This is a genomic window from Bradyrhizobium shewense, assembly GCF_900094605.1.
Taxonomy (GTDB): Bacteria; Pseudomonadota; Alphaproteobacteria; order Rhizobiales; family Xanthobacteraceae; genus Bradyrhizobium; species Bradyrhizobium shewense.
On the sequence record NZ_FMAI01000026.1, the window covers coordinates 71,881 to 93,624 of the forward strand.

General features: G+C 64.6%; 20 protein-coding genes. 7 read left to right on the forward strand and 13 right to left on the reverse strand.

All coding sequences use genetic code 11. The features are described 5' to 3' along the window. Positions 1-42 precede the first annotated feature (42 nt). The 5 genes from boxB to GA0061098_RS34490 form a co-directional block, all read right to left on the reverse strand. Entirely contained in the window at positions 43-1,494 is a 1,452-nt protein-coding gene (boxB, locus tag GA0061098_RS34470) for a benzoyl-CoA 2,3-epoxidase subunit BoxB (protein ID WP_091965855.1), read from the reverse strand. Between the two features lie 98 nt (positions 1,495-1,592). Further along, on the reverse strand, positions 1,593-3,281 hold the full coding sequence (boxC, locus tag GA0061098_RS34475; protein ID WP_091965856.1) for a 2,3-epoxybenzoyl-CoA dihydrolase: 1,689 nt from the start codon (positions 3,279-3,281) through the stop codon (positions 1,593-1,595). 98 nt (positions 3,282-3,379) lie between these two features. Continuing rightward, on the reverse strand, positions 3,380-3,916 hold the full coding sequence (locus GA0061098_RS34480) for a DUF309 domain-containing protein (RefSeq protein ID WP_091965857.1): 537 nt from the start codon (positions 3,914-3,916) through the stop codon (positions 3,380-3,382). An 18-nt stretch (positions 3,917-3,934) separates the two neighbouring features. Then, complete coding sequence (locus GA0061098_RS34485) at positions 3,935-4,753, reverse strand: alpha/beta fold hydrolase (protein ID WP_208610708.1); 819 nt, start codon at positions 4,751-4,753, stop codon at positions 3,935-3,937. A gap of 148 nt (positions 4,754-4,901) precedes the next feature. Further along, positions 4,902-6,443, reverse strand: coding sequence for a benzoate-CoA ligase family protein (locus GA0061098_RS34490; protein ID WP_091965859.1), 1,542 nt, complete (start codon positions 6,441-6,443; stop codon positions 4,902-4,904). Between the two features lie 137 nt (positions 6,444-6,580). Between GA0061098_RS34490 and GA0061098_RS34495 the strand changes: the two genes are divergently transcribed. The 5 genes from GA0061098_RS34495 (at position 6,581) to GA0061098_RS34515 (ending at position 10,185) form a co-directional block, all read left to right on the forward strand. Further along, a complete protein-coding gene (locus GA0061098_RS34495) occupies positions 6,581-7,489 on the forward strand; it encodes a helix-turn-helix transcriptional regulator (protein WP_091965860.1) in 909 nt (302 codons plus the stop codon). Between the two features lie 2 nt (positions 7,490-7,491). Then, positions 7,492-7,887 carry a group II truncated hemoglobin gene (locus GA0061098_RS34500; RefSeq protein ID WP_091965861.1) on the forward strand — a complete coding sequence of 132 codons (396 nt, stop codon included), beginning with the start codon at positions 7,492-7,494 and terminating at the stop codon, positions 7,885-7,887. A 93-nt stretch (positions 7,888-7,980) separates the two neighbouring features. Next, complete coding sequence (locus GA0061098_RS34505) at positions 7,981-8,661, forward strand: transglutaminase-like domain-containing protein (protein ID WP_091965862.1); 681 nt, start codon at positions 7,981-7,983, stop codon at positions 8,659-8,661. Between the two features lie 143 nt (positions 8,662-8,804). Further along, positions 8,805-9,632, forward strand: a complete 828-nt coding sequence (locus GA0061098_RS34510) for a helix-turn-helix domain-containing protein (RefSeq protein ID WP_165637787.1) — start codon at positions 8,805-8,807, stop codon at positions 9,630-9,632. A gap of 118 nt (positions 9,633-9,750) precedes the next feature. Then, a complete protein-coding gene (locus GA0061098_RS34515) occupies positions 9,751-10,185 on the forward strand; it encodes a VOC family protein (protein ID WP_091965864.1) in 435 nt (144 codons plus the stop codon). A 91-nt stretch (positions 10,186-10,276) separates the two neighbouring features. On the opposite strand, the gene GA0061098_RS34520 is transcribed toward GA0061098_RS34515, so the two are convergent. Further along, positions 10,277-10,609, reverse strand: coding sequence for a PRC-barrel domain-containing protein (locus tag GA0061098_RS34520; protein WP_165637788.1), 333 nt, complete (start codon positions 10,607-10,609; stop codon positions 10,277-10,279). A 119-nt stretch (positions 10,610-10,728) separates the two neighbouring features. Next, positions 10,729-11,514, reverse strand: coding sequence for an IclR family transcriptional regulator domain-containing protein (locus tag GA0061098_RS34525; protein WP_091965866.1), 786 nt, complete (start codon positions 11,512-11,514; stop codon positions 10,729-10,731). A gap of 111 nt (positions 11,515-11,625) precedes the next feature. Between GA0061098_RS34525 and GA0061098_RS34530 the strand changes: the two genes are divergently transcribed. Together GA0061098_RS34530 and GA0061098_RS34535 are read left to right on the forward strand one after the other, a co-directional pair. Then, on the forward strand, positions 11,626-12,984 hold the full coding sequence (locus tag GA0061098_RS34530; RefSeq protein WP_091965867.1) for an aromatic ring-hydroxylating dioxygenase subunit alpha: 1,359 nt from the start codon (positions 11,626-11,628) through the stop codon (positions 12,982-12,984). Positions 12,985-13,094: 110 nt separating this feature from the next. Next, positions 13,095-14,543: a glutamine synthetase family protein gene (locus tag GA0061098_RS34535; protein ID WP_091965868.1), complete on the forward strand. Its 1,449-nt coding sequence runs from the start codon at positions 13,095-13,097 to the stop codon at positions 14,541-14,543. Between the two features lie 395 nt (positions 14,544-14,938). Here GA0061098_RS34535 and GA0061098_RS34540 read toward each other — a convergent pair whose 3' ends face one another. The 6 genes from GA0061098_RS34540 to GA0061098_RS34565 all read right to left on the reverse strand — a co-directional run bounded on the left by GA0061098_RS34540 (position 14,939) and on the right by GA0061098_RS34565 (position 21,684). Next, a complete protein-coding gene (locus tag GA0061098_RS34540; protein WP_245323783.1) occupies positions 14,939-17,230 on the reverse strand; it encodes a TonB-dependent siderophore receptor in 2,292 nt (763 codons plus the stop codon). A 109-nt stretch (positions 17,231-17,339) separates the two neighbouring features. Beyond that, positions 17,340-18,221 (reverse strand): AraC family transcriptional regulator, encoded by an 882-nt coding sequence (locus tag GA0061098_RS34545; RefSeq protein WP_091965870.1) that lies wholly within the window; start codon positions 18,219-18,221, stop codon positions 17,340-17,342. A 138-nt stretch (positions 18,222-18,359) separates the two neighbouring features. Next, positions 18,360-19,073 carry an ABC transporter ATP-binding protein gene (locus GA0061098_RS34550; protein ID WP_091965871.1) on the reverse strand — a complete coding sequence of 238 codons (714 nt, stop codon included), beginning with the start codon at positions 19,071-19,073 and terminating at the stop codon, positions 18,360-18,362. Then, positions 19,066-19,833, reverse strand: coding sequence for an ABC transporter ATP-binding protein (locus GA0061098_RS34555; RefSeq protein ID WP_018316880.1), 768 nt, complete (start codon positions 19,831-19,833; stop codon positions 19,066-19,068). The genes GA0061098_RS34550 and GA0061098_RS34555 overlap by 8 nt, the downstream gene beginning before the upstream one ends. Next, the gene (locus GA0061098_RS34560) at positions 19,826-20,770 is read right to left on the reverse strand and encodes a branched-chain amino acid ABC transporter permease (protein ID WP_091965872.1); all 945 of its coding nucleotides are present in this window, start codon (positions 20,768-20,770) and stop codon (positions 19,826-19,828) included. The genes GA0061098_RS34555 and GA0061098_RS34560 overlap by 8 nt, the downstream gene beginning before the upstream one ends. Continuing rightward, positions 20,767-21,684, reverse strand: coding sequence for a branched-chain amino acid ABC transporter permease (locus tag GA0061098_RS34565; protein WP_028139755.1), 918 nt, complete (start codon positions 21,682-21,684; stop codon positions 20,767-20,769). The genes GA0061098_RS34560 and GA0061098_RS34565 overlap by 4 nt, the downstream gene beginning before the upstream one ends. Positions 21,685-21,744: the final 60 nt, after the last annotated feature.

Here is a 21,744-nt window from a genome sequence, read left to right on the forward strand (position 1 = left end):
ATAGCACCTCTTGCACTATTCGCCACTCGCCATTCGCCTATCTCACGACTCGATCTTCACGTACTCGAAATCACCCGGCTTGTTGTCGATGCCGACCTTCGGCGGCGAGATCCAGGAGGCGAACTTGCCGCTCTCGGTGACGGGCTGCATCAGGGAGGTGATGAAGTCGCCGTCGGCGGTCGAGGGCAGCCATTCGTCCTTGCGCTTCGCCCAGGTGGCATCGTCGATCAGGAGGCCGTCGGGCGTCGCGCGCACGTCCTTGAACTCGCCGATGTGGCGGTGGAAGGCGACATTGGGCAAGGTCAGCTTGAAGTCGTAGCCCGCGGTCGAGATCACCTTGTTCCAGCGCAGCATGCCCTTGACGCAATCCTGGCTGTAATCGTCGCGCAGACGCATGTTGAGCGCGGTCAGCGCCGGCTCGTCGACCAGCTTGATCTCGCCGTTGATGAACTTCAGCACCGGATAGGTCGCGTTCTTGAGCTGGTGATCGTCGTCGATCTGGGTCTCGTGATAGCGGCCCTTGATGCCGGTGTTGAAGGCGTTGGCAGCGTTGGTCGAAACCTCGGAGCCGAACAGGTCGAGCGACAGCGTATAGTGCAGGTTCAGCTTCTTCTGGATGGTCGGCAGGTCGATCACGCCGAGCGCGCGGACTTTTGCGATATCGGTTGGATCGGTGATGCCGGCCTCGCGCATCGCATCGCAGGTGCGCTGCACGACGCGGGTGATGCCGGTCTCACCGACGAACATGTGATGGGCTTCCTCGGTCAGCATGAAGCGGCAGGTGCGCGACAGCGGATCGAAGCCGGACTGCGCGAGCGAGTGCAGCTGCATCTTGCCGTCGCGGTCGGTGAAATAAGTGAACATGAAGAAGGACAGCCAGTCCGGCGTCGCCTCGTTGAAGGCGCCGAGCATGCGCGGTGCGTCGGCATCGCCGGAGCGGCGGCGCAACAGATCGTCGGCTTCTTCGCGACCGTCGCGGCCAAAATATTTCTGCAGCAGATAGACCATCGCCCAGAGGTGACGGCCCTCCTCGACATTAACCTGGAACAGGTTGCGCATGTCGTAGAGCGAGGGCGCGGTCTTGCCGAGATGACGCTGCTGCTCGACCGAGGCCGGCTCGGTGTCGCCCTGGATCACGATCAGGCGGCGCAGCATGGCGCGGTATTCGCCCGGGACTTCCTGCCAGGCCGGCTCGCCAAAATGCTCGCCGAACGGAACGACGCGGTTCTCTTCCTGCGGCGCCAGCAAGATGCCCCAGCGATAGTCGGGCATGCGGACGTAGTCGAACTTGGCCCAGCCGCGCGGATCGACCGAATAGGCGGTGCGCAAATAGACCAGCGACTCCTGGAAACCTTCCGGCCCCATGTCGCTCCACCAATCCATGTAGCCGGGATGCCAGCCCTCGAGTGCTTTGAGCACCTGGCGATCTTCGGCGAGATTGACGTTGTTCGGAATCTTGGTCGAGTAGTCGACGTTCATGATGTTCATGTTCATGTGGACCTCCCGTGGGGGACTAGCTCGTTAAGGGGGCGAATGGCGAATGGCGAGTAGCGAATGGAAACTCCTATTCGCCATTCGCCACTCCCTACTCGCTAGACTCGCGTCATATCGAATTTCGGCTTCTGCCCGCTGCCGTAGCGGCGCAGCGCGCCTTCCTCGCCGACCGCGTTGGGGCGCTGGAAGATCCAGTTCTGCCACGCGGTCAGGCGCGAGAAGATTTTCGATTCCATCGTCTCCGGGCCGACGAAGCGCAGACTCGCTTCCATGCCGGTGAGGCTGTCGGGCGAGAAGCTGGCGCGCTCCTCCAGGAACACGCGGACCTCGTCGTCCCAGTCGATGTCGTCGAGCGCGAAGGTGACGAGGCCGAGCTCTTCGGCCTGCTCGGCGTCGAGCGCGGTGCCCATCGTGGCCTGGGCGCGCTCCACATCCGACGGATCGGCCTGGAAGCGCGACTCCAGCCGCGTCAGGCCGTGGCTCATCGGATACGGGCCGAAATTCATGGCGGAGAGCTCGATCGACGGCGGCGGGCGGTTGTCGCCCTGGCGCGTGCCGATCAGCATGTAGGAGCGGTCGGCGGCGAAGACGAGCTCGGCGAGCGTGCCGGCAAAGCAGGAGCCGGGCTCGACCAGCGTCACCAGCGTGCGCGAGGTGACGTCGATGCGCTTCAGAACGCGCTTCCAATAGTGTCTGATCTCGTTGACCAGCCAGTGCGCCTTGTTGGCTTCGAGGAAGGCGTCACTGGCCAGCACATGGGCGCGGTCGCCATGGCTCTTGAACACCAGCATGGCGATCTCGAGCTCATTGATGCGCAGATGCAGGATCGCGTCATCGAGCTCGCGCGCGACCTGGAGCGGCCAGAACGACGCGCCTTGCGCCATCATGCCGTCGATGTCCGCGGGTGCTGCGGTCTCCGGCGCCTTGATCGAGATGGTGGCGATGCGGGCCGTGCGGTCGATATCGACCGTGACGAAGCCGTAGCGGATGCTGTTTTCGTCGATGATGCGCTTGAGCGGCGTCAGCGCGATGCCCTTGCCGCTGCCCTTGCGCTTCGAGGCGGTCGCGAACTCCTTGGCACGCTCGGCGATCTTCGCCTCGAGCTTCGAGTTCGGCGCGATCTCGTCGACGAGGCGCCATTGCACGGCGCGCTTGCCCTTGACGCCTTCCTCGATGGTGCAGAAGAAATCGGCATGATCGCGGCGCACTTTTCGCTTGTCGACGACGCGCGTCAGCCCGCCGGTGCCCGGCAGCACCGCGAGCAGCGGCACTTCAGGCAAAGCGACCGCAGACGAGCCATCGTCGGCGAGGATGATGTGGTCGGTCGCGAGCGCCAGCTCATAGCCGCCACCGGCGGCGGAGCCGTTCACGACCGTGATGAAGCGCTGGCCGGAATTTTCGGAAGAATCTTCCATGCCGTTACGGGTCTCATTGGTGAACTTGCAGAAGTTCACCTTGTGGGCATGCGTCGAGCCCGCGAGCATGCGGATGTTGGCGCCGGCGCAGAACACGCGGTTCTTGGCCGAGCGCATCACCACGACCTTCACCTCGGGATGCTCGAAGCGCAGCCGCTGGACCACGTCGGCGAGCTCAATGTCGACGCCGAGATCGTAGGAGTTGAGCTTGAGTAGATAGCCCTCGAACAGGCCGCCATTCTCGTCGACGTCCATGGTCAGCGTCGCGACGTCACCCTCGATCGCGAGCTTCCAGTGCTTGTAGCGGGACGGTTCGGTCTGGAAATCGATGAATGTCGCGCCGCCTGCGAGGCGCCGATCTTCCCCGGCCATGGGCCACCCTTGAGCTCGTTTTGGTTTAGCGTTAGATGCACAATAGTGCATCTTTTTGGATGCGTCTAGCCCTTAACCGCCGACGCATGCACTTTGTTTCATGCAGTCGGCCAGGACCGCACAATGGCACCCAGCGCGATCCAGTCGGCCTTCGCGAGCTGCGGGCGGCCGATCTTGGCCTGGAGCAGCGCCACCAGGGCCGCGACCGGAAAGCTCTCGACAAAGCCGTCGCCGCCGCTTGCGACCTTGCGCGCGCTCAACGCCCGCAGCTCAGTCAGAGCGTCGCCGAACAGGCGCGCGGCCGAATGCGCCTTCTGCATGCGCAGCCGCAGATTGGCGTTGGCGATATGGATGCAGGCGCGCAGGAGGATGCGTTCGCGGCCGCTTTGCGGAGCTGCGGCCCACACCGTCTCCAGGACCTCCTGCGCTTCCCAGAAATAGCCGCGGTCGTTGAGCGCGAGGCCGTAGCGCAGCGCCGGATGACGGGCCGGCACGTGGCCGCGAAAGGCCGAGGGCACCAGCGCCTTGGCCAAGCGAAGCGTCTCGTCATCGGCCTCGATGGCGCCGGTTTCGCCCGGCACATAGGCCCATTGCGGCCATGGCAATCGGCCGGTCACATGTGAAGGCACATTCATGGATGTGCCACCCCATGGTCATGCGGCGCGTACCCCGAGTCCCTGATCGTCGCGCAGGGCCGCTTTTGCAAATTGCTCAATCGCGTCAAGCGTCGCCCCCGGCGCTTCACGATGCGGGGAATGGCCCGCGTCTGAAATGACTTTAAAATCTATCGGACAGTAACACTCTTCCTGCGCAATTTCGACCTGACGCAATGTCCCATATTGGTCGCCTGCACCTTGCACGACCATCATGGGTACGCGGATATAGGCCAGGTATTCCGAGATGTCCCAGTCGCGGAATTTCGGATCGAGCCAGGCGCCGTTCCAGCCGTAGAAGGCGTTGTCGACGTCCTTGTGCCAGCGCGCCAGCTTGGCCTTCAGGTCCGTGGTCTCGAAGCTGGTCTTGATCTCCGCGATGGATTTCACCGAGATGTCCTCGACGATGAAATGCGGCGCGATCAGCACGAGGCCGCTCAGGCGGTGGTCCTGATGCGCGCCGGCATAGATCGTCGCGATCGAGGCGCCGTCGGAATGGCCGAGCAGCAGGCCGCGCCTGAAGCCGATCGCATCGAGCAGCTTCGGCAGCACGTCCAGCGCCTCGCGCTGCATGTAGTCCAGCGGCCGCGGCAATTTCACCGGGCTCGACTGGCCGTAGCCGGCGCGCGAATAGGCGAAGATGCCGGCACCGGTGGCTTGCTGCAGCTTCTCGGGAAAATCGCCCCAGAGCCCGACCGAGCCGAGGCCTTCGTGCAGCATGACGATGGTCGGCGCGTCCGCGGCCTCAGGCGCGAGCCATTTATATTCGAGGCTGACGCCGCCGATGTTGAGGAAGCCGGTGGGGGTGAGGTTGGTCATGCTGTCGTTCCCGTCCATTCCGTCATTCCGGACAGGTCGCAACGCGAGCTGATCCGGAATCTAGAAATTGTTTTGCGGTTCGAGATTCTCAGGTGCTCAGGTGCGCACCATAGTTCGCGCTTCGCGCGCCCCGGAATGACGGAGCCGCTCAATTCGCCCCTTCCCGCAACTTGAACCGCTGGATCTTTCCCGTCGCTGTCTTCGGCAAGGACTCCACCACGTCGATCCAGCGCGGATATTTCCAGGGGCCGATCTTCTGCTTGACGTGCTCCTTCAGCATTTCCTGAAGATCGCTCGTCGTCGCGCCCGGCCGCAGCACGACGAAGGCTTTTGGCTTCAACAGCCCTTCCGGATCGGCTTCGGGCACGACGGCGGCCTCCAGCACGGCGGGATGGGTGATCAGCGCGCTCTCGACCTCGAACGGCGAGACCCAGATGCCGGAAACCTTGAACATGTCGTCGGCGCGGCCGCAGAAGGTGTAACGGCCGTCAGCGTCGCGGACATATTTGTCGCCGGTGCGGGTCCACGGTCCCTCAAAAGTGCGGCGGCTCTTGTGGCGCTGATTCCAGTAGCCTTCGCCGGCCGAGGGCGCATCGACCAGGAGCTCACCAACCTCGCCATCGGCGACATCCTGGCCGGCCTCGTTGACCAGCCGCACCGCATAGCCCGGCACCGGCTTGCCGGAAGAGCCGTATTTGATGTCGCCGGGCGCGTTCGACAGGAAGATGTGCAACAGCTCGGTCGAGCCGACACCGTCGAGGATGTCGACGCCGAAGCGCGCCTTCCAGCTGGTGCCGACGGATTCCGGCAGCGCCTCGCCGGCCGAGGTGCAGATGCGCAAGGCGCCGCCGCCACGCTCGGCCTTCATGGTCTCGTCGTTGAGCATCGCCGCGAACAAGGTCGGCACGCCGTAGAAGATCGACGGCTTGTAGCGGTTCATCAGATCGAACATGCGCGCCGGCGTCGGCCGTTCGCTGTTGAGGATCACGCTGGCGCCAACCGACATCGGGAAGGTCAGCGCATTGCCGAGCCCGTAGGCGAAGAACAGCTTGGCAGCGGAGAGGCACACATCGCTCTCGCGGATGCCGAGCACCTGCTTGGCGTAGGTGTCGGCGGTCGCCTGCAAATTGGAATGGATATGGCGCACGCCCTTGGGCATGCCGGTCGAGCCGGACGAATAGAGCCAGAACGCCGGCTCATCCGGATGCGTCGCGGCGGTGGAGAACTGATCACTCTCGCCAGCGAGATCCTCGGCGAGCTGCTTGTGGCCGTTCTGCTTGGCGCCGGAGACCACGACATGCTCGAGATCGGGCATGCGGCCGACCACGTCCTTGATGACAGGATAGAGCGCTTCGGAGACGAACAGCACGCGCGCGCGGCAGTCGGCGAGGATGTAGGCGTACTGGTCCGCGGTCAGCAGCGTGTTCAGCGGCACCGGCACGATGCCGGCGCGGATCGCGCCCAGGAACACCACGGGGAAATCGACGGTGTCCAGCATGATCATCGCCACGCGCTCCTCGCGGCGGACGCCGAGCCGGCGCAGCATGTTGGCGGCGCGTCGGCTCTCGCACTGAAGCTCGCCATAGGTGAACCGCGAGACGGTGTCGTCGAAGGCCAGCTTGTTGCCCCGGCCCTCCTCGACATTGCGGTCGAGCAGCCAGGTCACCGCGTTATAGGATCCCTCGCTCACGGACTTCTCCCCCGAATTTAGAATTATAATTCATAGAAAGACACCGCTGCGGCTTGCTGTCAATGCTAGCAGGCATTATGTTTCATTAAAATGCGCCGCAGGACATCCTTCAAGAAGACATCCCTTAAAGAAGGCTCATGACCGACAGTCCCGACGCAGAATCCCGATTTCTCGAACAGCTCGGCCAGCGCGTGCGCACCATGCGCGCGTTGCGCGGCATGTCGCGCAAAGTGCTCGCCAAGGTATCAGGAATCTCGGAGCGCTACATCGCGCAGCTCGAAAGCGGCAAGGGCAATGTCTCCATCGTGCTCTTGCGCCGCGTCTCGGACGCGATGGGCGCGCATCTCGAAGATCTGCTTCCCAGTGTCGATCCGACACCGGACTGGCAGATGTTTCGCGACCTGCTGCGCAAGGCCACGCCTGCGCAGATCGCGCAGGCAAAAGATCTGCTCGCCGGCGGCAGTGCCTCCGCGCCGCGGCGTGCGCCGTTCTGCGGCATCGCGCTGATCGGCCTGCGCGGGGCCGGCAAATCCACGCTCGGGCGAATGCTGGCGAAGAAAGTCGGCTGGAGTTTTGTCGAGCTCAACAAGGAGGTCGAGCAGCAGAACGGGCTCTCGGTCGCCGAGATCATCGCGCTGTACGGCCAGGAAGGCTTTCGCCGCATGGAGCAGGCAGCGCTGCAGCAGCTGCTCGCACGCAACGAGCTGATGGTGCTGGCGACCGGCGGCGGCATCGTGTCCGAGCCTTTGACCTTCGACCAGATCCTGACCTCGTTCTACACGATCTGGCTGAAGGCCGAGCCCGAGGAGCACATGGCCCGCGTCCGTCGCCAGGGCGACCTGCGCCCGATGGCCGACGACCGCTCCGCGATGGCGGAGCTGCGCAACATCCTGCTCAGCCGCGAGCCGCTGTACTCGCGCGCGACGGCAGTGGTGGATACCGCGGGCCTCTCCGTCGATGCAGCGGCCGCACGGCTGATCGATGCGGTACGGCCCGTGCTGCAGAACGAGGCCCGCAGCTTCGGCCTGCGGAGTGTGGCGCTGTAGAGATGACCTCCACCGACGTCACCACCTCCATGTTCGAGCGGATCGGCGGCAGCGCGACGATCGACGCCCTCGTCGACCGCTTCTACGACCGCATGGACACGCTGCCGGAGGCGAAGATCATCCACGCGATGCATGCGGACGACCTCGGCCTGATCAGGGACGTGCTGAAGCGCTATCTCACCGAATGGACCGGCGGACCGCGGCTTTACTCCGTCGAGAAGGGCCATCCGCGGCTGCGCCAGCGCCACATCGGCTTTGCCATCGGCGATGCCGAGCGCGATGCCTGGATGCTCTGCATGCGCGGCGCGCTGGAGGAGACGGTGACCGACACCGCGGCGCGGCAGGAACTCGACAAGGCGATATCGGGCCTCGCCGACTGGATGCGCAACCGGCAGTGAGAGGGCGGCAGCGCCTCGACGCAATTCGAAGGCGTATCATGGACCGTATCGCGTGATTTGAGTTCCGCAGCGATCGCCTGCTAAGCTCCAGACATGACCGATATCCTTCCCGATACTATCCGCCGTCTCTACACCGATCCCGGCGAGTACATCGACAGCGATCATCCGGCCGTACAGCAATTTGCGGCCGACGCCGTGCGCGCGGATGCGAGCGCGCGCGAGAAGGCGAGCGTGCTCTACAAGGCGGTGCGCGACGGTATCCGCTATAACCCCTACGTCAGCATGCGTGTCGCCGAGACGTTTCGTGCTTCGAGCGTTCTCGCCGCAGGCCAGGGCTATTGCGTCGGCAAGGCCGCGCTCTATGCCGCCGCCTGCCGCGTCCACGGCATCCCGGCACGGGTCGGCTTTGCGGACGTGAAGAACCATCTCACCACAGAGAAGCTGCGCGCGAGCATGGGCACGGACATCTTCACCTGGCACGGCTTTACGGAGGTGCATGTCGATGGCGCCTGGCGCAAGGCCACGCCAACCTTCAACGACACGCTGTGCGCCAAGGTCGGCGTGGCCCCGCTCGATTTCGACGGCCATACCGACGCGCTGCTGCATCCCTTCGACGGAGAAGGCCGCGCCTACATGCAATATGTCAACGACCGCGGCACCTATCACGACGTGCCCGCAAAATTCCTGATGCGCGAGATGGCGCGCGATTACGCCAACATGCAGGGCGAGGATCTGTCCGGCCGCGACATGGAGCGCGAGGCGGAAGCGCAGTAGAGCGCGGAGCCGTAGCCCGGATGAGCGAAGCGACATCCGGGACTCGCCATGACTGTCCCGGGTATCGCTTCGCTCACCCGGGCTACGACACTACGTGCCGATAAACTTGGCGCCATGCTGCGCGCGAACGAATGAGACGCACGATGGACGCACCTGCCGATGTCATCCGTCGAGCGGCCTCGCCGCGCCTTGCGCGGCTGATCTCCAGCATCTCGTTCTACCGCGAGCGCGGCCTCGGCTTGGCGGCCTTCCGGCACGCCGCGCCGCTTGCGCTGCCTCTCCTGGTGAATCTGGGAACGCCCTTCCGTATTGCACTCGGACACCAACCAGATCGTGCCGACGCGCAGCCGAGTTTCGCGGCGGGTCTGTTTCCCGGGCCGGTCGTGATCGAATCCGACGGCCGCGCCGAATGCGTTCAGGTCGATTTCACGCCGCTCGGGGCGTATCGCTTCTTCGGAGGCGCCGTGCCCGATCTGACCGCGCGCATGGTCGGCCTCGACGACATTCTGGGACGGGATGGCGAGAACCTCCGCGCCAGGGTGGCCGACGCGGTCGGCTGGCAGCGGCGATTCGAGATCGTGGAAGACTTCGTGCGTCGCCGCGCCGTGCACGAGCCCTCGCCTGCGGTAGCTTTCGCGCTGGAGACGCTCTGGCGAGGCGCGGGCGCGGTCAGGATCGCCGACATCGCCTCCGACATCGGCTGGAGCCGCAAGCATCTCACGCGCCGCTTCCACAACGAGATCGGCGTTGCGCCGAAAACGCTGGCGCAGATGCTGCGCTTTCATCGAGCCTGCGCGCTGGCCCGGACGGACGGCACGGGCGGCTGGGCGGCAATTGCCGCGGACGCCGGCTATGCCGACCAGGCACATCTCGCGCGCGATTTCCGGATCTTCAGCGGCGAGACGCCGACCGGATGGGCCGCGCGGCTCGACGTCGTCGATCCTCGCCTGATGCGCGATGGCGGGGGCTAGCGCCAGGACGGCGCGAGGCCGCGCGAGATACGGCGAAGTCCCATTTGTTCAAGCCGGCCGTCATGATCCGAACTAGGGTCGGCTTCGCAACAAGCTTGCATCAAACCTGGAGAGTTTCATGAACCAGCCGAACGGCTATGAAGCGCCGCGCCTCTACCACACCATGCGCTGCAGGGATGCCGAGGCGATGATCGCCTGGCTGAAGAACGTTCTCGGCTTCGCCGAACGCGTGGTGTACCGCAACGATGGCACGGTCGTTCACGCCGAGCTGGCGTTCGGATCGTCGATCCTCATGCTTGGCGCGCATCGAGACGATGCCTACAGCAAACAAGTTGGTGACATCGGCGGCCGGCGGACGGATGCCGTCTATCTGGCCGTTGATGATGCCGACGCGCTCTATGAGAGGGTGAAAGCCGCTGGAGCACAGATCGAGATGGAGCCCTACACAACCGATTATGGCAGCCGCGATTTCGCCGCGCGCGATCCGGAGGGCGGCCTCTGGAGCTTTGGCACCTATTGGCCCAAAGTCGGCGAACAGCCGCTCGCCGGATAGGTGGACGCTCACGTCAACCACTGCTCGGCGGCCGCGGCTCGAGCCCAGCCGCATCCGCGCCGAGAATGCGGGCGGCCGGGCCATCTTACTGCTAGATCGACCAGTAGTTCGGATGCTGGTAGGGCCGCGAGCGGTCGCCCCAGTCGAACTCATCGCCATCGAATTCGCAGGGACCGCTGCTCAATTGCTCCGGTGTCAGGTCGACCTGAAAAGCCTGGCGTCCCGGATCGTATTTCAACGCGGTCCACTGCACGGGATAATGGTGATGTGTCCCGAGCAGCCTGCCGGTCTTGATCACCGCGTAAGCGACCGTTCCACTGACCTTGTCGAGCATCAATCGCTCGATCGTGCCGAGCTTCGTGCCGTCGCCACCATAGACGGCGACGTGCTCGACGCGATCACTGGGAACCATGGTGTGTTGCATGGCATACTCCCTGGGTTCTTGCGTTGCGGGCATTATAGTCCTGTAGCCCGGATCAGCGAAGCGACATCCGGGGTCTTGCGATGCTTCCCGGGGTATCGCTACGCTCACCCGGGCTACAGCTAGAGCAGCTGCGAACGCACGGAGTCCGCACCCTCGCGCAGCAGCGGCAGGAAGCGGTCGAGCAGCTCCTGCGCCGGCACACGGTCGACATGGGCGCCCATGTTGATGGCGGCGACGATGACATCGTCGTAGCGGCGGACGGGAACCGAGATCGAGCGGAAATGCGGCTCGGCCTCGCGGTCGACCAGTGAATAGCCCTGCGCGCGGTCGGCGGCGATGCGCGCGAGCAGCGCCTTGGCATCGGTCTGCGTCTGCGGCGTCAGCGCCTGGCGCGTCATCGCCTTCAGGCGTGCGGCAAGGTCGGCATCGTCGAGCTGGCCGAGCACGGCGCGCCCGACCGAGGTGCAGAACGCCGGCAGCCGATAGCCGATCTCCAATCCGCCCGAGAACACGCGCGCCGGGCTGCCTCGGGCAATGAACACGACGTCATCGCCGTCGAGCACCGCGAGCGAGGAGATTTCGTTCGCCGCGGTCGCGACGCGATCGAGCACGGGTTGGAGCACCGCGACGAGCTGATTGGACCGCAAGTAAGATGCCGCCAGCGTCAGCACATGCGGCGTCAGCGAGAACAGCTTGCCATCGCCGCTGACAAAACCGCCGCGCTGCAGCGTGAACAGCATACGCCGGGCGGTGGCGCGCGGCAGATCTGCAGCGCGGGCGAGATCGCTCAGCGTCATCGGACCTGCCGTCGCGCCGAAGCATTGCAGCAGGCGCAGGCCGCGATCGAGGGCCTCGACAAAATCCGTCGCGCGCTCGTCGCTCTCACTGCGCTTCAGCTTGGGCATGCCCGGGACAATCCTGCAAAATAGTGCTTGCTGCCTTTCCAAGGCATGTCATAATTCGCCCATTCGTTCAATAGGCGAACAAACGCCATTCCACAAAAGGATGCTACTGCCATGATGAGCCAGGAGCAGAACGACCTGATCACCCGCACCGGTCCGAAGGATCCGTGCGGAAAACTGATGCGGAGCTACTGGCAGCCGGCGGCGCTGGTGGATGAACTCGAGGGCGCGCGACCGATCCGCCCCGTCAAACTGCTCGGCGAGAATCTGGTGCTGTTCCGTGACGAGACCGGACGCTACGGCCTGATCGACCGCCACTGCGCGCATCGCGGCGCCGACCTCGCGTTCGGACGGTTAGAACATGGCGGTCTGCGCTGCGCCTTCCACGGCTGGCTATTCGACGCCACCGGCCAGTGCATCGAGACGCCGGCCGAGCCGAAGGATTCGAAGCTCTGCCAAAACATCCGCCAGCGCTCCTATCCCGTGGTCGAGAAGAGCGGCATCCTCTGGGCCTATCTCGGCGAGGGTGACCCGCCGGCTTTTCCGGAGCTCGACTGTTTCGTCGCGCCCGGCACGCACACCTTTGCGTTCAAGGGCCACATGGCCTGCAACTGGCTGCAGGCGCTGGAGGTTGGCATCGATCCCGCGCACGCCTCCTACCTGCACCGCTTCTTCGAGGACGAGGACACGTCCACCGCCTACGGCAAGCAGTTCCGCGGCGCATCTGCAGGGTCTGATCTGCCGATGACGAAAATCCTGCGCGAATACGACCGCCCGATCATCAATGTCGAGCACACCGAATACGGCCTGCGGCTGATCGCGCTACGCGAGATCGACGAGGAGCGCACCCATGTGCGCGTCACCAACCAGCTCTTCCCGCACGGCTTCGTCATTCCCATGAGCACGGAGATGACGATCTCGCAGTGGCACGTGCCGATCGACGACGAGAACTGCTACTGGTACGCGATCTTCACCAGCTATTCGAACCCGGTCGACAAGCAGAAGATGCGTGACCAGCGGCTCGAGCTCTATGAGCTGCCCGACTACAAGTCGCGCAAGAACCGCAGCAACGATTACGGCTTCGATCCGCACGAGCAGCAGACCGCGACCTATACCGGCATGGGCACCGACATCAACGTCCATGACCAATGGGCGGTGGAATCGATGGGCGCGATTCAGGACCGCACCAAGGAGCATCTCGGCTCGAGCGACAAGGCGATCGTGCAATATCGCCGCCTGCTGCGGCAGGAGATCGAGAAGGTCGGCGGCGGCGAGAAGCCGATGCTGTTCCTGGACGACAGCAGAGCACGCAGCATCCAGGGACCGGCCACCATGGACGGCATCGGGCCGACCCAGGGGTGGGAGCTCTACTGGATGGAGGTCGACGTCAAGCGCCGCCGCGGCGCACCTTGGGCCGCACCAGTGCCGAAGGAGATCGCGGACAACGTGCACCGGCTGACGGCGGCGGAGTGATATAGGTACCGTCGTTCCGGGGCGATGCGCCAGCATCGAACCCGGAACCTCGAGATTCCGGGTTCTCGCTTCGCGAGCCCCGGAATGACAAGCAGCGAGGAGCAACCCAAGTGACTTTCGTCGCGCGTCATGCGCTGTGGTCGGATGAGCAGAGGGACGCGGCGGCGCGCATGCGCCGCATCGTCGAGGAGAAGAACCTCGAGGTCATCCGCCTCGCCTTCCCCGACCAGCACGGAATCTTGCGCGGCAAGACCATCATCGCCTCCGAGGCGATCGCCTCGCTGGAGAGCGGATGCTCCATCACCACGACCATGCTCGCCAAGGATACGTCGCACCGCACGGTATTCCCGGTGTTCACCGCGGGCGGCGGCTTCGGCATGAAGGAGATGGAAGGCGCGGCCGACGTGCTGATGGTCGCCGACCCCACCACGTTTCGGGTTTTGCCATGGGCGCCGACCACGGGCTGGGTGCTGTGCGACCTCTACTTCAATGACGGCCGCCCGGTGCCGTTCGCGACGCGCGGGCTCTACAAGCGCGCGCTGGACGAACTCGGCACGCGCGGACACGATTTCGTCGCCGGGCTCGAGGTCGAATTCCACATCTTCAGGCTCGACGACCCGCATATGCGGCCCGAGGACGCCGGCCAGCCGGGCACGCCACCATCGGTGAGCCTGCTCAGCCACGGCTATCAATATCTCACCGAGCAGCGCTTCGATCAGATGGAGCCGGTGCTGGAGATCCTGCGCCGCGACATCGTCGCGCTTGGACTGCCGTTGCGCTCGGTCGAGGTCGAGTTCGGGCCGAGCCAGTGCGAGTTCACCTTCGCGCCGCGGAAGGGGATCGAGCCCGCCGACAACATGGTGCTGTTTCGGAGCGCCGTGAAGCAGATCGCGCGCCGCCACGGCTATCACGCCACCTTCATGTGTCGGCCGAAACTGCCGAATGTGTTCGCGAGCGGCTGGCATCTGCACCAGTCGATCGTGTCACGCGCCAGCGGCGAAAACATCTTCATGGCCAAAGAAACGGAAAAGGACGGCAGTGAGCCGCTCAGCGCCTTCGGCCGGTCATACCTCGCCGGCCTGCTCGAGCACGCCCGGGCCTCGACGGTGTTCACCACCCCGACCATCAACGGCTACAAGCGCTACCGTTCCTACTCGCTGGCGCCGGACCGCGCGATCTGGGGCCGCGACAATCGCGGCGTGATGATCCGCGTGCTCGGCGGTGCCAATGATGCCGCAACGCGCCTGGAGAACCGCATCGGCGAGCCCGCCGCCAATCCCTATCTCTACATGGCCTCGCAGATCCTCTCGGGCCTCGACGGCGTCGACCGCAAGCTCGATCCCGGTCCCTCCGCCGACACGCCCTACGAGACCAAGGCGCCGTTGCTGCCGAAGTCGCTGCGCGATGCGGTCAGCGCGCTGAAGGACGATCCGTTCTTCCGCGAGAAGTTCGGGCCTGAGTTCGTCGACTATTACACCCACATCAAGAACGCCGAGATCGACCGCTTCCTGTCCGAGGTGACCGACTGGGAGCACCGCGAATATTTCGAGGTGTTTTGATAGGGATATGCCTCACATCGGCGTGAGGCGACTTCGTCCTCCCTGTTCCGACGACATCACTCCGCTCTGCGAAGAAGCCGTTTTTCATGCGCCTCGAAAACTGCCGGAAAGAGACGGGGTCTAGATTTCCGTCCATGATCAACAGTGGAGTTCGGTCATGTGGGATCAATTGTTCAGTCTGATCTACCGCTTGTCCTGCCGGTCCACCCTGATCGAGATCGGCACGCACCGTCTATCGCACTAACAGCGGGCAGGTCGAACCAGGTAAGACGGGTTGACCAAAGCGCCGAAAGCCAAACGCCGGCAGCCGTCGAGCGAAGCCCGCGTCATCCGCGAACTGCACCGTCACGGGATCCATGGTGATCGTCCGGCCGCCTCCGTCCCGCGGGAACCCCTCACCAGCGATAGCCAAGCGTTGCGATGACGGTCAGCGGTGCGCCGCGGTAGCAGTACCCGACCTGGCACGTCGTGTAGTGCAGATTGAAAAGGTTCTTGGCGTTGACCTGGAACTGAAGGCCCTTCAGCTCCTTCGCCGCCTGGCCGAAATCATATTTCAGCGCAGCATCAACCAAGGTCACTGAGCTGTTCTTGAACGTGTTCAGATCGTCGCCATAGCTCCAGGACATGTAACGCACGCCGCCACCGATGCTCAGCCCGGCAAACGGGCCGGCCAGCGGCAGGGCATAGTTGCCCCACAGCGTCGCGGTGTGCGGCGGATTGCCCGACGGAAACTTGCCGATCTGCGCGCTGTCGCCGGCCTGCTTGGTGACCATGTCGAGATAGGTGTAGGACGAGGTGATGTCGAAACCGCCGCCGAGGCTCGCCAGCGCCTGCAATTCGAAGCCGCGGCTTTGAATCTCGCCGCGCTGGACCGTGACGCCAGTCCCGGTCGTGACGAGGCCCCCGCTCTGGGTCAGGTCGAACACCGCAGCAGTGATGAAGCTCCTCGTCCCCAGCGGCTGATATTTGACGCCGATCTCGGTCTGCTTGCCGGTGGTGGGCTTGAAGAAGGCGCCCGTGGGATCGACGCCGAGATTGGGAAAGAACGAGGTTGAATAGGCGACGTAAGGCGCAACCCCGGAATCGAACACATAGGTCAGCCCGGCTCGCCCGCTATAGGCCTGTTCGGACTGCTGCTGGCGGGTCAGCGCGAACTGATCCTCGCCCGTGGTGCGAACCCAGTCGCTGCGGCCGCTCAGCGTCAGGATCCAGTGGTCGAGCTTGGCCTGGTCCTGAATGTACACGCCGGACTGGGTCTGCCGCTGCTGCGTTGAGGACGAGATCGCGGGATCCGGAATCGATTCCGGCACATAGGCCGGCGCGGCCAGATTGAGGTCGGAGACGCCGAAGCCGAAGCCCTGCTTGTCGTTGAACTTCGATGCCGTGTAGTCGGTGCCGACCAGGAGCGTGTGCTGCACGGGACCGGTCGAGAGTTTTGCCTCGACCTGGTTGTCCATGATGGCCGATTGCAGCGTGTCGTGGACGTAGCCGGTGTAGCGCGAGACGACATTGCCGACGGGAGCGCCGAGAAAGCCGACATAGCGCGTGACCGCATCGACATCGACATAGCGGAATTTCTGCCGAACGGTCACCGCATTGTTGAACGCATGCTCGAACAGATAGCCGACGCGCCCCTGCTCCTGGTCCAGCGAGTTATAGGACGGGCTGCCGGTGAAGATGTCCGTGGTGGTGCCGGTGCCCGTGGAATAGGTGAACATCGAGCCCGGCGTCTTCGATTTCTGGTAGGCGCCGAGAATGGTGAGGGTCGTCGATTGGTCCGGCCTCCAGGTGACGGCGGGAGCGACATAGACACGATTGTCCTTGCCGCCGGGCACGAACACGTCGGCGTCGCGCACCACGCCGGTCAACCGATAGGAAAATTGGCCGTTGGGATCGACCGGACCCGAGAGATCGAAATTGCCCTGAACGCGCTCGCGGTCGCCGAACACCGTCTGCACCTCGTGGAACGGCTGGCTGGTCGGCAGCTTGCTCTGCAGGTCGATCAATCCGCCGGGCGAGCCGAGACCGTAGAGGGCCGAACTCGGCCCGCGCACCACGGTGATGCTGTCAACGCCATAAGGCTCCGTCTTGAACACGCCGAGACCGGCGCCGACGAGGCGCAGGCCGTCGAGATAGATGCCGTTATAGGTGATGTCGAAGCCGCGGATTGAGATGGCGTCGAAGCGCGGATCGTAGCCGGAGGCATCGATGCGGACGCCCGGTTCATAGCCGACCGCCTCCGTCAGCGTCTGCACGGCGCGGTCGTTGAGCTCCTTGCGGGTCACGACCGAGATCGATTGCGGCGTCTCCAGCAGCGGGGTGTTCGTCTTCGTGCCCGCCGAGCTGCTGCTTGCGACATAGCTGTTCTCGCTCGACGCATTGGCACGGCCGCTACCCGCCTCGCGCGTGTCCGCGTTTCTGGCTTGTCCGGACCCGGCATTGCGCGGCGTCGCGACGCGGCCGCGCTGCGATTGTGAGGCGCGCTGGACAGATTGGGCACGCGGACGCGCCTGGCTCGGTGCCTCCACCGTGACCGGAGGCAATGTGCCCGCCGTCGAAGGCGAATTGTTTCCGGAGACCTGTGCCGCCGAGGGCGTCGCGTGCAGGACCATTCCCAAACCGGCCGCTCCCAGACCAGTCCTCACCATCCGTTCCCAGCCGAGCGTCTGCCCGTCGTTCCGCCTCATCGTCTTCCCCGAGTTCCGTGTTCAACAACCCGGGTGTAACCAGATCAAAGCGGCCGCCGCCTTTGCGCGCGCGCAAATCACCTTTGATCCCACGTGGAGGCTTTCGAGTTTACTGATAGCGACTCGGCGAATGGCCGAAGCGCCTGCGGAAAGCCGTCGCGAAATTTGCCGGATGGGCGTAGCCGACCCGATAGGCCGCTTCGGTGACGGACAAGCGCTGGTGAATCAAAAAGGCACGTGCGGCATCGAGCCGCTGAGCCCTGAGATAGTCGATCGCGCTCTGGCCATATGCCATCCGGAATTTCTGGTTGAAGGACCTGCGGCTCAGCCCAGCGTTCCGCGCGAGTTCGTCGATACTCCAGGGATAGGCGAGATCAGCATCCATCCGCTGCTTCACCGATTGCAGCCGCGTCCACTGCAGATCGGTGGCAGGATCGGTCGCAATCCGGCCGCGCTCGCCGAACAAGGCGTGGACCACGATCTCGGCGGCATGCGCCGACAGCAGCAATTGCGCCGCGTTGCCGGTGACCGGCGGCGAAAACATTTCTGCCGCGACCGCTTGTATGCGCGCAGACGCCTTCAGAGAGACGATCGCCGCGCCCGAGACGTCGTTCGCAAACAGCGCCCGAAACTCATCGCCGAGTCCGAGCCCATCGATCGAGGTTTGGGAAAACGCCAGGCCGATCGCGCAACGCTCGCCGGAGTGAACCGCGCGTTCCGCTGCGCAGGTTTCGCGCACGGCAATTGCCGTCATCCGCCCTTCGCAGCCGGTGCTGCGCGTCAGAATGCCGCGGCCTGCGCCACCATCAACGGAGACCGAGATGAACAGGCCCGGGGCTGCGATCGCAGAGCCGTCTGCATCGGCTCGAAACTCGCCTCTGACAAACACGCAGCCCGGAAAATCCAGCCATTGCGCTGTCGAAGCGCCCGGCTGTGCGGAACCGATGTCGTCTTGAGGCCGTCCGACAATTTGATCGTAGAAGTCCCGCATCGAATCCGCTTACGCCGCGGCTTGTTTGACCGCTGGCGGCGGCGCGCTCAAGAGCTCTGCGCGCGGTTTGGAGGAATTCGAAACTGGATTTGCTCGAAGAGAATCTCGCGCGTTGCGCGCGGTCGGCAGGAACGCGCGTCAGATGCCGAGATATTTGTGCTGCAAATCCGGTTCCGCCATCAGCTGGTCGGAGGTGCCGCTCCACATCGTCTTGCCGCGCTCGATGATGAAGTGGCGATCGCAGATGCGGGCGAGATGGTCGACGTTCTTGTCGACGACCAGGATCGACTGTCCGCGGCTCTTGAGCAGCGACAGGCAGTGCCAGATCTCTTCGCGGATCAGCGGCGCGAGGCCTTCGGTCGCTTCATCGAGAATCAGGAGCTTCGGATTGGTCATCAGCGCGCGGCCGATCGCGAGCATCTGCTGCTCGCCGCCGGAGAGCTGGTTGCCCATGTTGGCGGCGCGTTCGGCAAGGCGCGGAAACATCACGTAGATCGCGGCCAGCGTCCAGGGATTGGGGCTGCTGAAGCGGTCGGCGGCGGCCGCGACCAGATTTTCGCGCACGGTGAGGTTCGGGAAGATCTGGCGTCCCTCGGGGACCAGGCCGACGCCGAGCTTTGCGATCCTGTACGAGGGAAGCTGCCTGACCTCGGCGCCCGCGAAACGAATGCTGCCGGCGCGCGCCGGCGTCAGGCCCATGATGGAGCGGATGGTCGTGGTCTTGCCCATGCCGTTGCGGCCCATCAGCGAGACCATCTCGCCCGGCCTGATCGACAGCGACAGGCCGAACAGCACCTGGGAGAGGCCGTAACAGGTCTCGATGCCGTCAACCTCGAGCAGCGTGTCAGCCATGATGCGTCACCACGTGCTGGTCGCCGAGATAGGCGCGCTTGACGTCCTCGTTGGCACGGATTGCGGCCGGATCGCCCGAGGCGATGACGCGGCCATAGACCAGGACCGTGATGCGGTCGGCGAGCGCGAACACCGCCGGCATGTCGTGCTCGACCAGCACGATCGAGACTTCCTTGCGCAGCTCCTGGAGCAGCTTCACCATGCGCTGGGATTCGGTGACACCAAGACCCGCCATCGGCTCGTCGAGCAGCAGCAGCTTCGGCTTGCTCGCGAGCGCGACCGCAAGCTCGAGCTCGCGCCGCTCGCCATGGCTGAGCCTGTTCACCACGACATCGGCGCGATGCAACAGGCCGACGCGATCGAGCGCGGCATGCGCGGCATCGCGCAAGGATCGCTCCTTGCGCGCATTGGCAAAGAAGCGGAACGAGGTGCCGGCATGGGCCTGCGCCGCCAGCGCGACATTGTCCGCGGCGGTGAAATCGAGCAGCAGCGAGGTGATCTGGAACGAACGCGCAAGACCCAGCGCACAGCGGCGATAGGCCGGCAGATAGGTGATGTCGCGCCCCGCCAGCGAGACGCTGCCGGAATGCGGCTCGAGATGCCCGGTGAGCTGGCTGATCAGCGTGGTCTTGCCGGCGCCGTTCGGGCCGATGATAGCGTGCAGCTCGCCCGCGGCGACGTCGAGCGAGACATTATCCGTCGCAACGATGCCGCCGAAGCGGCGCACCAGCTTTTCGACGCGAAGCAAGGGTTCAGCCACGGCCGGCCCTCCCCAGCAAGCCCATGATGCCGCCGCGGCCGAACAGCACGATCAGCAGCAGCAGCGGGCCCATGATCAGCGCCCAATATTCGGTGATCTGCGACAGGAACTCTTCCAGCAGCAGGAACACCACCGCGCCCATGATCGGGCCGAACAGCGTGCCCATGCCGCCCAGGATCACCATCACCATGAGGTCGCCGGAGCGCGTCCAGTACATCACGGCCGGGCTGACGAAGTCGGTGTTGTTGGCGAGCAGCGCGCCGGCGAGGCCGCACATCGTGCCTGAAATGACGAAGCAGACCAGCTTATAGCGTTTTGCCGGGAAGCCGATCGCCTGCATGCGCTGCTCGTTGGAGCGCAGGCCCTGTACGACGAGGCCGAAGCGCGAATTGACGATGCGCCAGATCAGGAAGATGACGCCGAGGAGGCAGGCGAGGCAGAGATAATAGAACTGCGTGCGGTTCGACAGGTTGATCAGCCCGGAGAAGTCGCTGCGCTTGTAGACGGTGAGGCCGTCATCGCCGCCGTAGCGCGCCAGGCCCGAAGCGACGTAATAGGCCATCTGCGCGAAGGCGAGCGTGATCATGATGAAATAGACGCCGCGGGTCCGCAACGACAGCGCGCCGATCACCAGCGCGTAGAGCGCGGACGCCGCGAGCGCGACCGGAAACTGGATGAAGCCGCTGCCGACGCCTTCCTGCGCCAGCATGCCGACCGCGTAGCCGCCGATGCCGAGATAGGCGGCGTGGCCAAAACTCATCATGCCGCCAAATCCCATGATGAGGTTGAGGCTCGCGGCCGCCAACGCCAGGATGATGATGCGGGTGAACAGCGTCAGGATGAAGATGTTGCCGGAGAGCTGCGAATAGAGCGGCAGCAGCACGAGGCCCGCCAGCATCAGGGCCGTGACGGCCTTGCTCACAGTGAAAGACTTCATCGACGGTTGGCCGGAAACAGCCCCTCCGGCCGCACCACCAGCACGATCGCCATCAGCAGGTAGATCAGCATGGAGGACAGCGCGGGCGCGGCGGTGGAGGCAGCGGCGCCGCTCAGCACCTGTCGCAGCAGATTGGGCAGGAAGGCGCGGCCGAGCGTGTCGATCATGCCGACGAAGATCGCGGCCAGGAACGCGCCGCGGATCGAGCCGATGCCGCCGATCACGATGATGACGAAAGCGAGGATCAGGATGTTCTCGCCCATGCCGATCTGCACGGTGAGGATCGGCGCCTGCATCAGGCCGGCGAGGCCGGCGAGCGCGGCGCCCAAGCCGAACACCAGCGTGTAGAGCAGCTTGATGTTGATGCCGAGCGCGCCGATCATCTCGCGGTTGGAGGCGCCGGCGCGGATCAGCATGCCGATGCGGGTGCGCATCACGCCGAGATAGAGCAGCAGCGCCACCAGCAGCGCCACCACGATGATGGCAAGCCGGTAGGCGGGATAGTGAATGCCGGGCAGGATCGGCACCGGCACGGTGAGCCAGGCCGGCAGCGGCAGCGCAAGACCGGCCGGGCCCCAGATCAGCCGCACCGCTTCGTTGAAGAACAGGATCAGGCCGAACGTCGCCAGCACATGGTCGAGATGGTCGCGGCCATAGAGATGCCGTAGCGCGCTCATCTCCAGCACAATGCCGAGCACCAGCGTGGCCCCCAGCGCCATCAGCGCCCCGAGCAGGAAGCTGCCGGTCCAGGCGGCGAAGGTCGCGGCGAAATAGGCGCCCATCATGTAGAGCGAGCCGTGCGCGAGGTTGACGAGATCCATGATCCCGAACACCAGCGTCAGGCCGGCGGCGAGCAGGAACAGCAGTAGGCCAAACTGCAACCCGTTCAGGAACTGTTCGACGACGAGCAGCATCAAGACTCTTTCAGGCGCACGCGGTGTCGCGCCGATGTTCGAACACGTTCGCCATCAGTG

What these genes read in the sequence shown, in the direction of transcription:
- boxB (WP_091965855.1), bottom strand. Translation starts at nt 1,494, where the DNA reads ATGAACATGAACATCATGAACGTCGACTACTCGACCAAGATTCCGAAC.
- boxC (WP_091965856.1), bottom strand. Translation starts at nt 3,281, where the DNA reads ATGGCCGGGGAAGATCGGCGCCTCGCAGGCGGCGCGACATTCATCGAT.
- GA0061098_RS34480 (WP_091965857.1), bottom strand. Translation starts at nt 3,916, where the DNA reads ATGAATGTGCCTTCACATGTGACCGGCCGATTGCCATGGCCGCAATGG.
- GA0061098_RS34485 (WP_208610708.1), bottom strand. Translation starts at nt 4,753, where the DNA reads ATGACCAACCTCACCCCCACCGGCTTCCTCAACATCGGCGGCGTCAGC.
- GA0061098_RS34495 (WP_091965860.1), top strand. Translation starts at nt 6,581, where the DNA reads ATGACCGACAGTCCCGACGCAGAATCCCGATTTCTCGAACAGCTCGGC.
- GA0061098_RS34500 (WP_091965861.1), top strand. Translation starts at nt 7,492, where the DNA reads ATGACCTCCACCGACGTCACCACCTCCATGTTCGAGCGGATCGGCGGC.
- GA0061098_RS34505 (WP_091965862.1), top strand. Translation starts at nt 7,981, where the DNA reads ATGACCGATATCCTTCCCGATACTATCCGCCGTCTCTACACCGATCCC.
- GA0061098_RS34510 (WP_165637787.1), top strand. Translation starts at nt 8,805, where the DNA reads ATGGACGCACCTGCCGATGTCATCCGTCGAGCGGCCTCGCCGCGCCTT.
- GA0061098_RS34515 (WP_091965864.1), top strand. Translation starts at nt 9,751, where the DNA reads ATGAACCAGCCGAACGGCTATGAAGCGCCGCGCCTCTACCACACCATG.
- GA0061098_RS34520 (WP_165637788.1), bottom strand. Translation starts at nt 10,609, where the DNA reads ATGCAACACACCATGGTTCCCAGTGATCGCGTCGAGCACGTCGCCGTC.
- GA0061098_RS34525 (WP_091965866.1), bottom strand. Translation starts at nt 11,514, where the DNA reads ATGCCCAAGCTGAAGCGCAGTGAGAGCGACGAGCGCGCGACGGATTTT.
- GA0061098_RS34530 (WP_091965867.1), top strand. Translation starts at nt 11,626, where the DNA reads ATGATGAGCCAGGAGCAGAACGACCTGATCACCCGCACCGGTCCGAAG.
- GA0061098_RS34540 (WP_245323783.1), bottom strand. Translation starts at nt 17,230, where the DNA reads ATGAGGCGGAACGACGGGCAGACGCTCGGCTGGGAACGGATGGTGAGG.
- GA0061098_RS34545 (WP_091965870.1), bottom strand. Translation starts at nt 18,221, where the DNA reads ATGCGGGACTTCTACGATCAAATTGTCGGACGGCCTCAAGACGACATC.
- GA0061098_RS34550 (WP_091965871.1), bottom strand. Translation starts at nt 19,073, where the DNA reads ATGGCTGACACGCTGCTCGAGGTTGACGGCATCGAGACCTGTTACGGC.
- GA0061098_RS34560 (WP_091965872.1), bottom strand. Translation starts at nt 20,770, where the DNA reads ATGAAGTCTTTCACTGTGAGCAAGGCCGTCACGGCCCTGATGCTGGCG.
- GA0061098_RS34565 (WP_028139755.1), bottom strand. Translation starts at nt 21,684, where the DNA reads ATGCTGCTCGTCGTCGAACAGTTCCTGAACGGGTTGCAGTTTGGCCTA.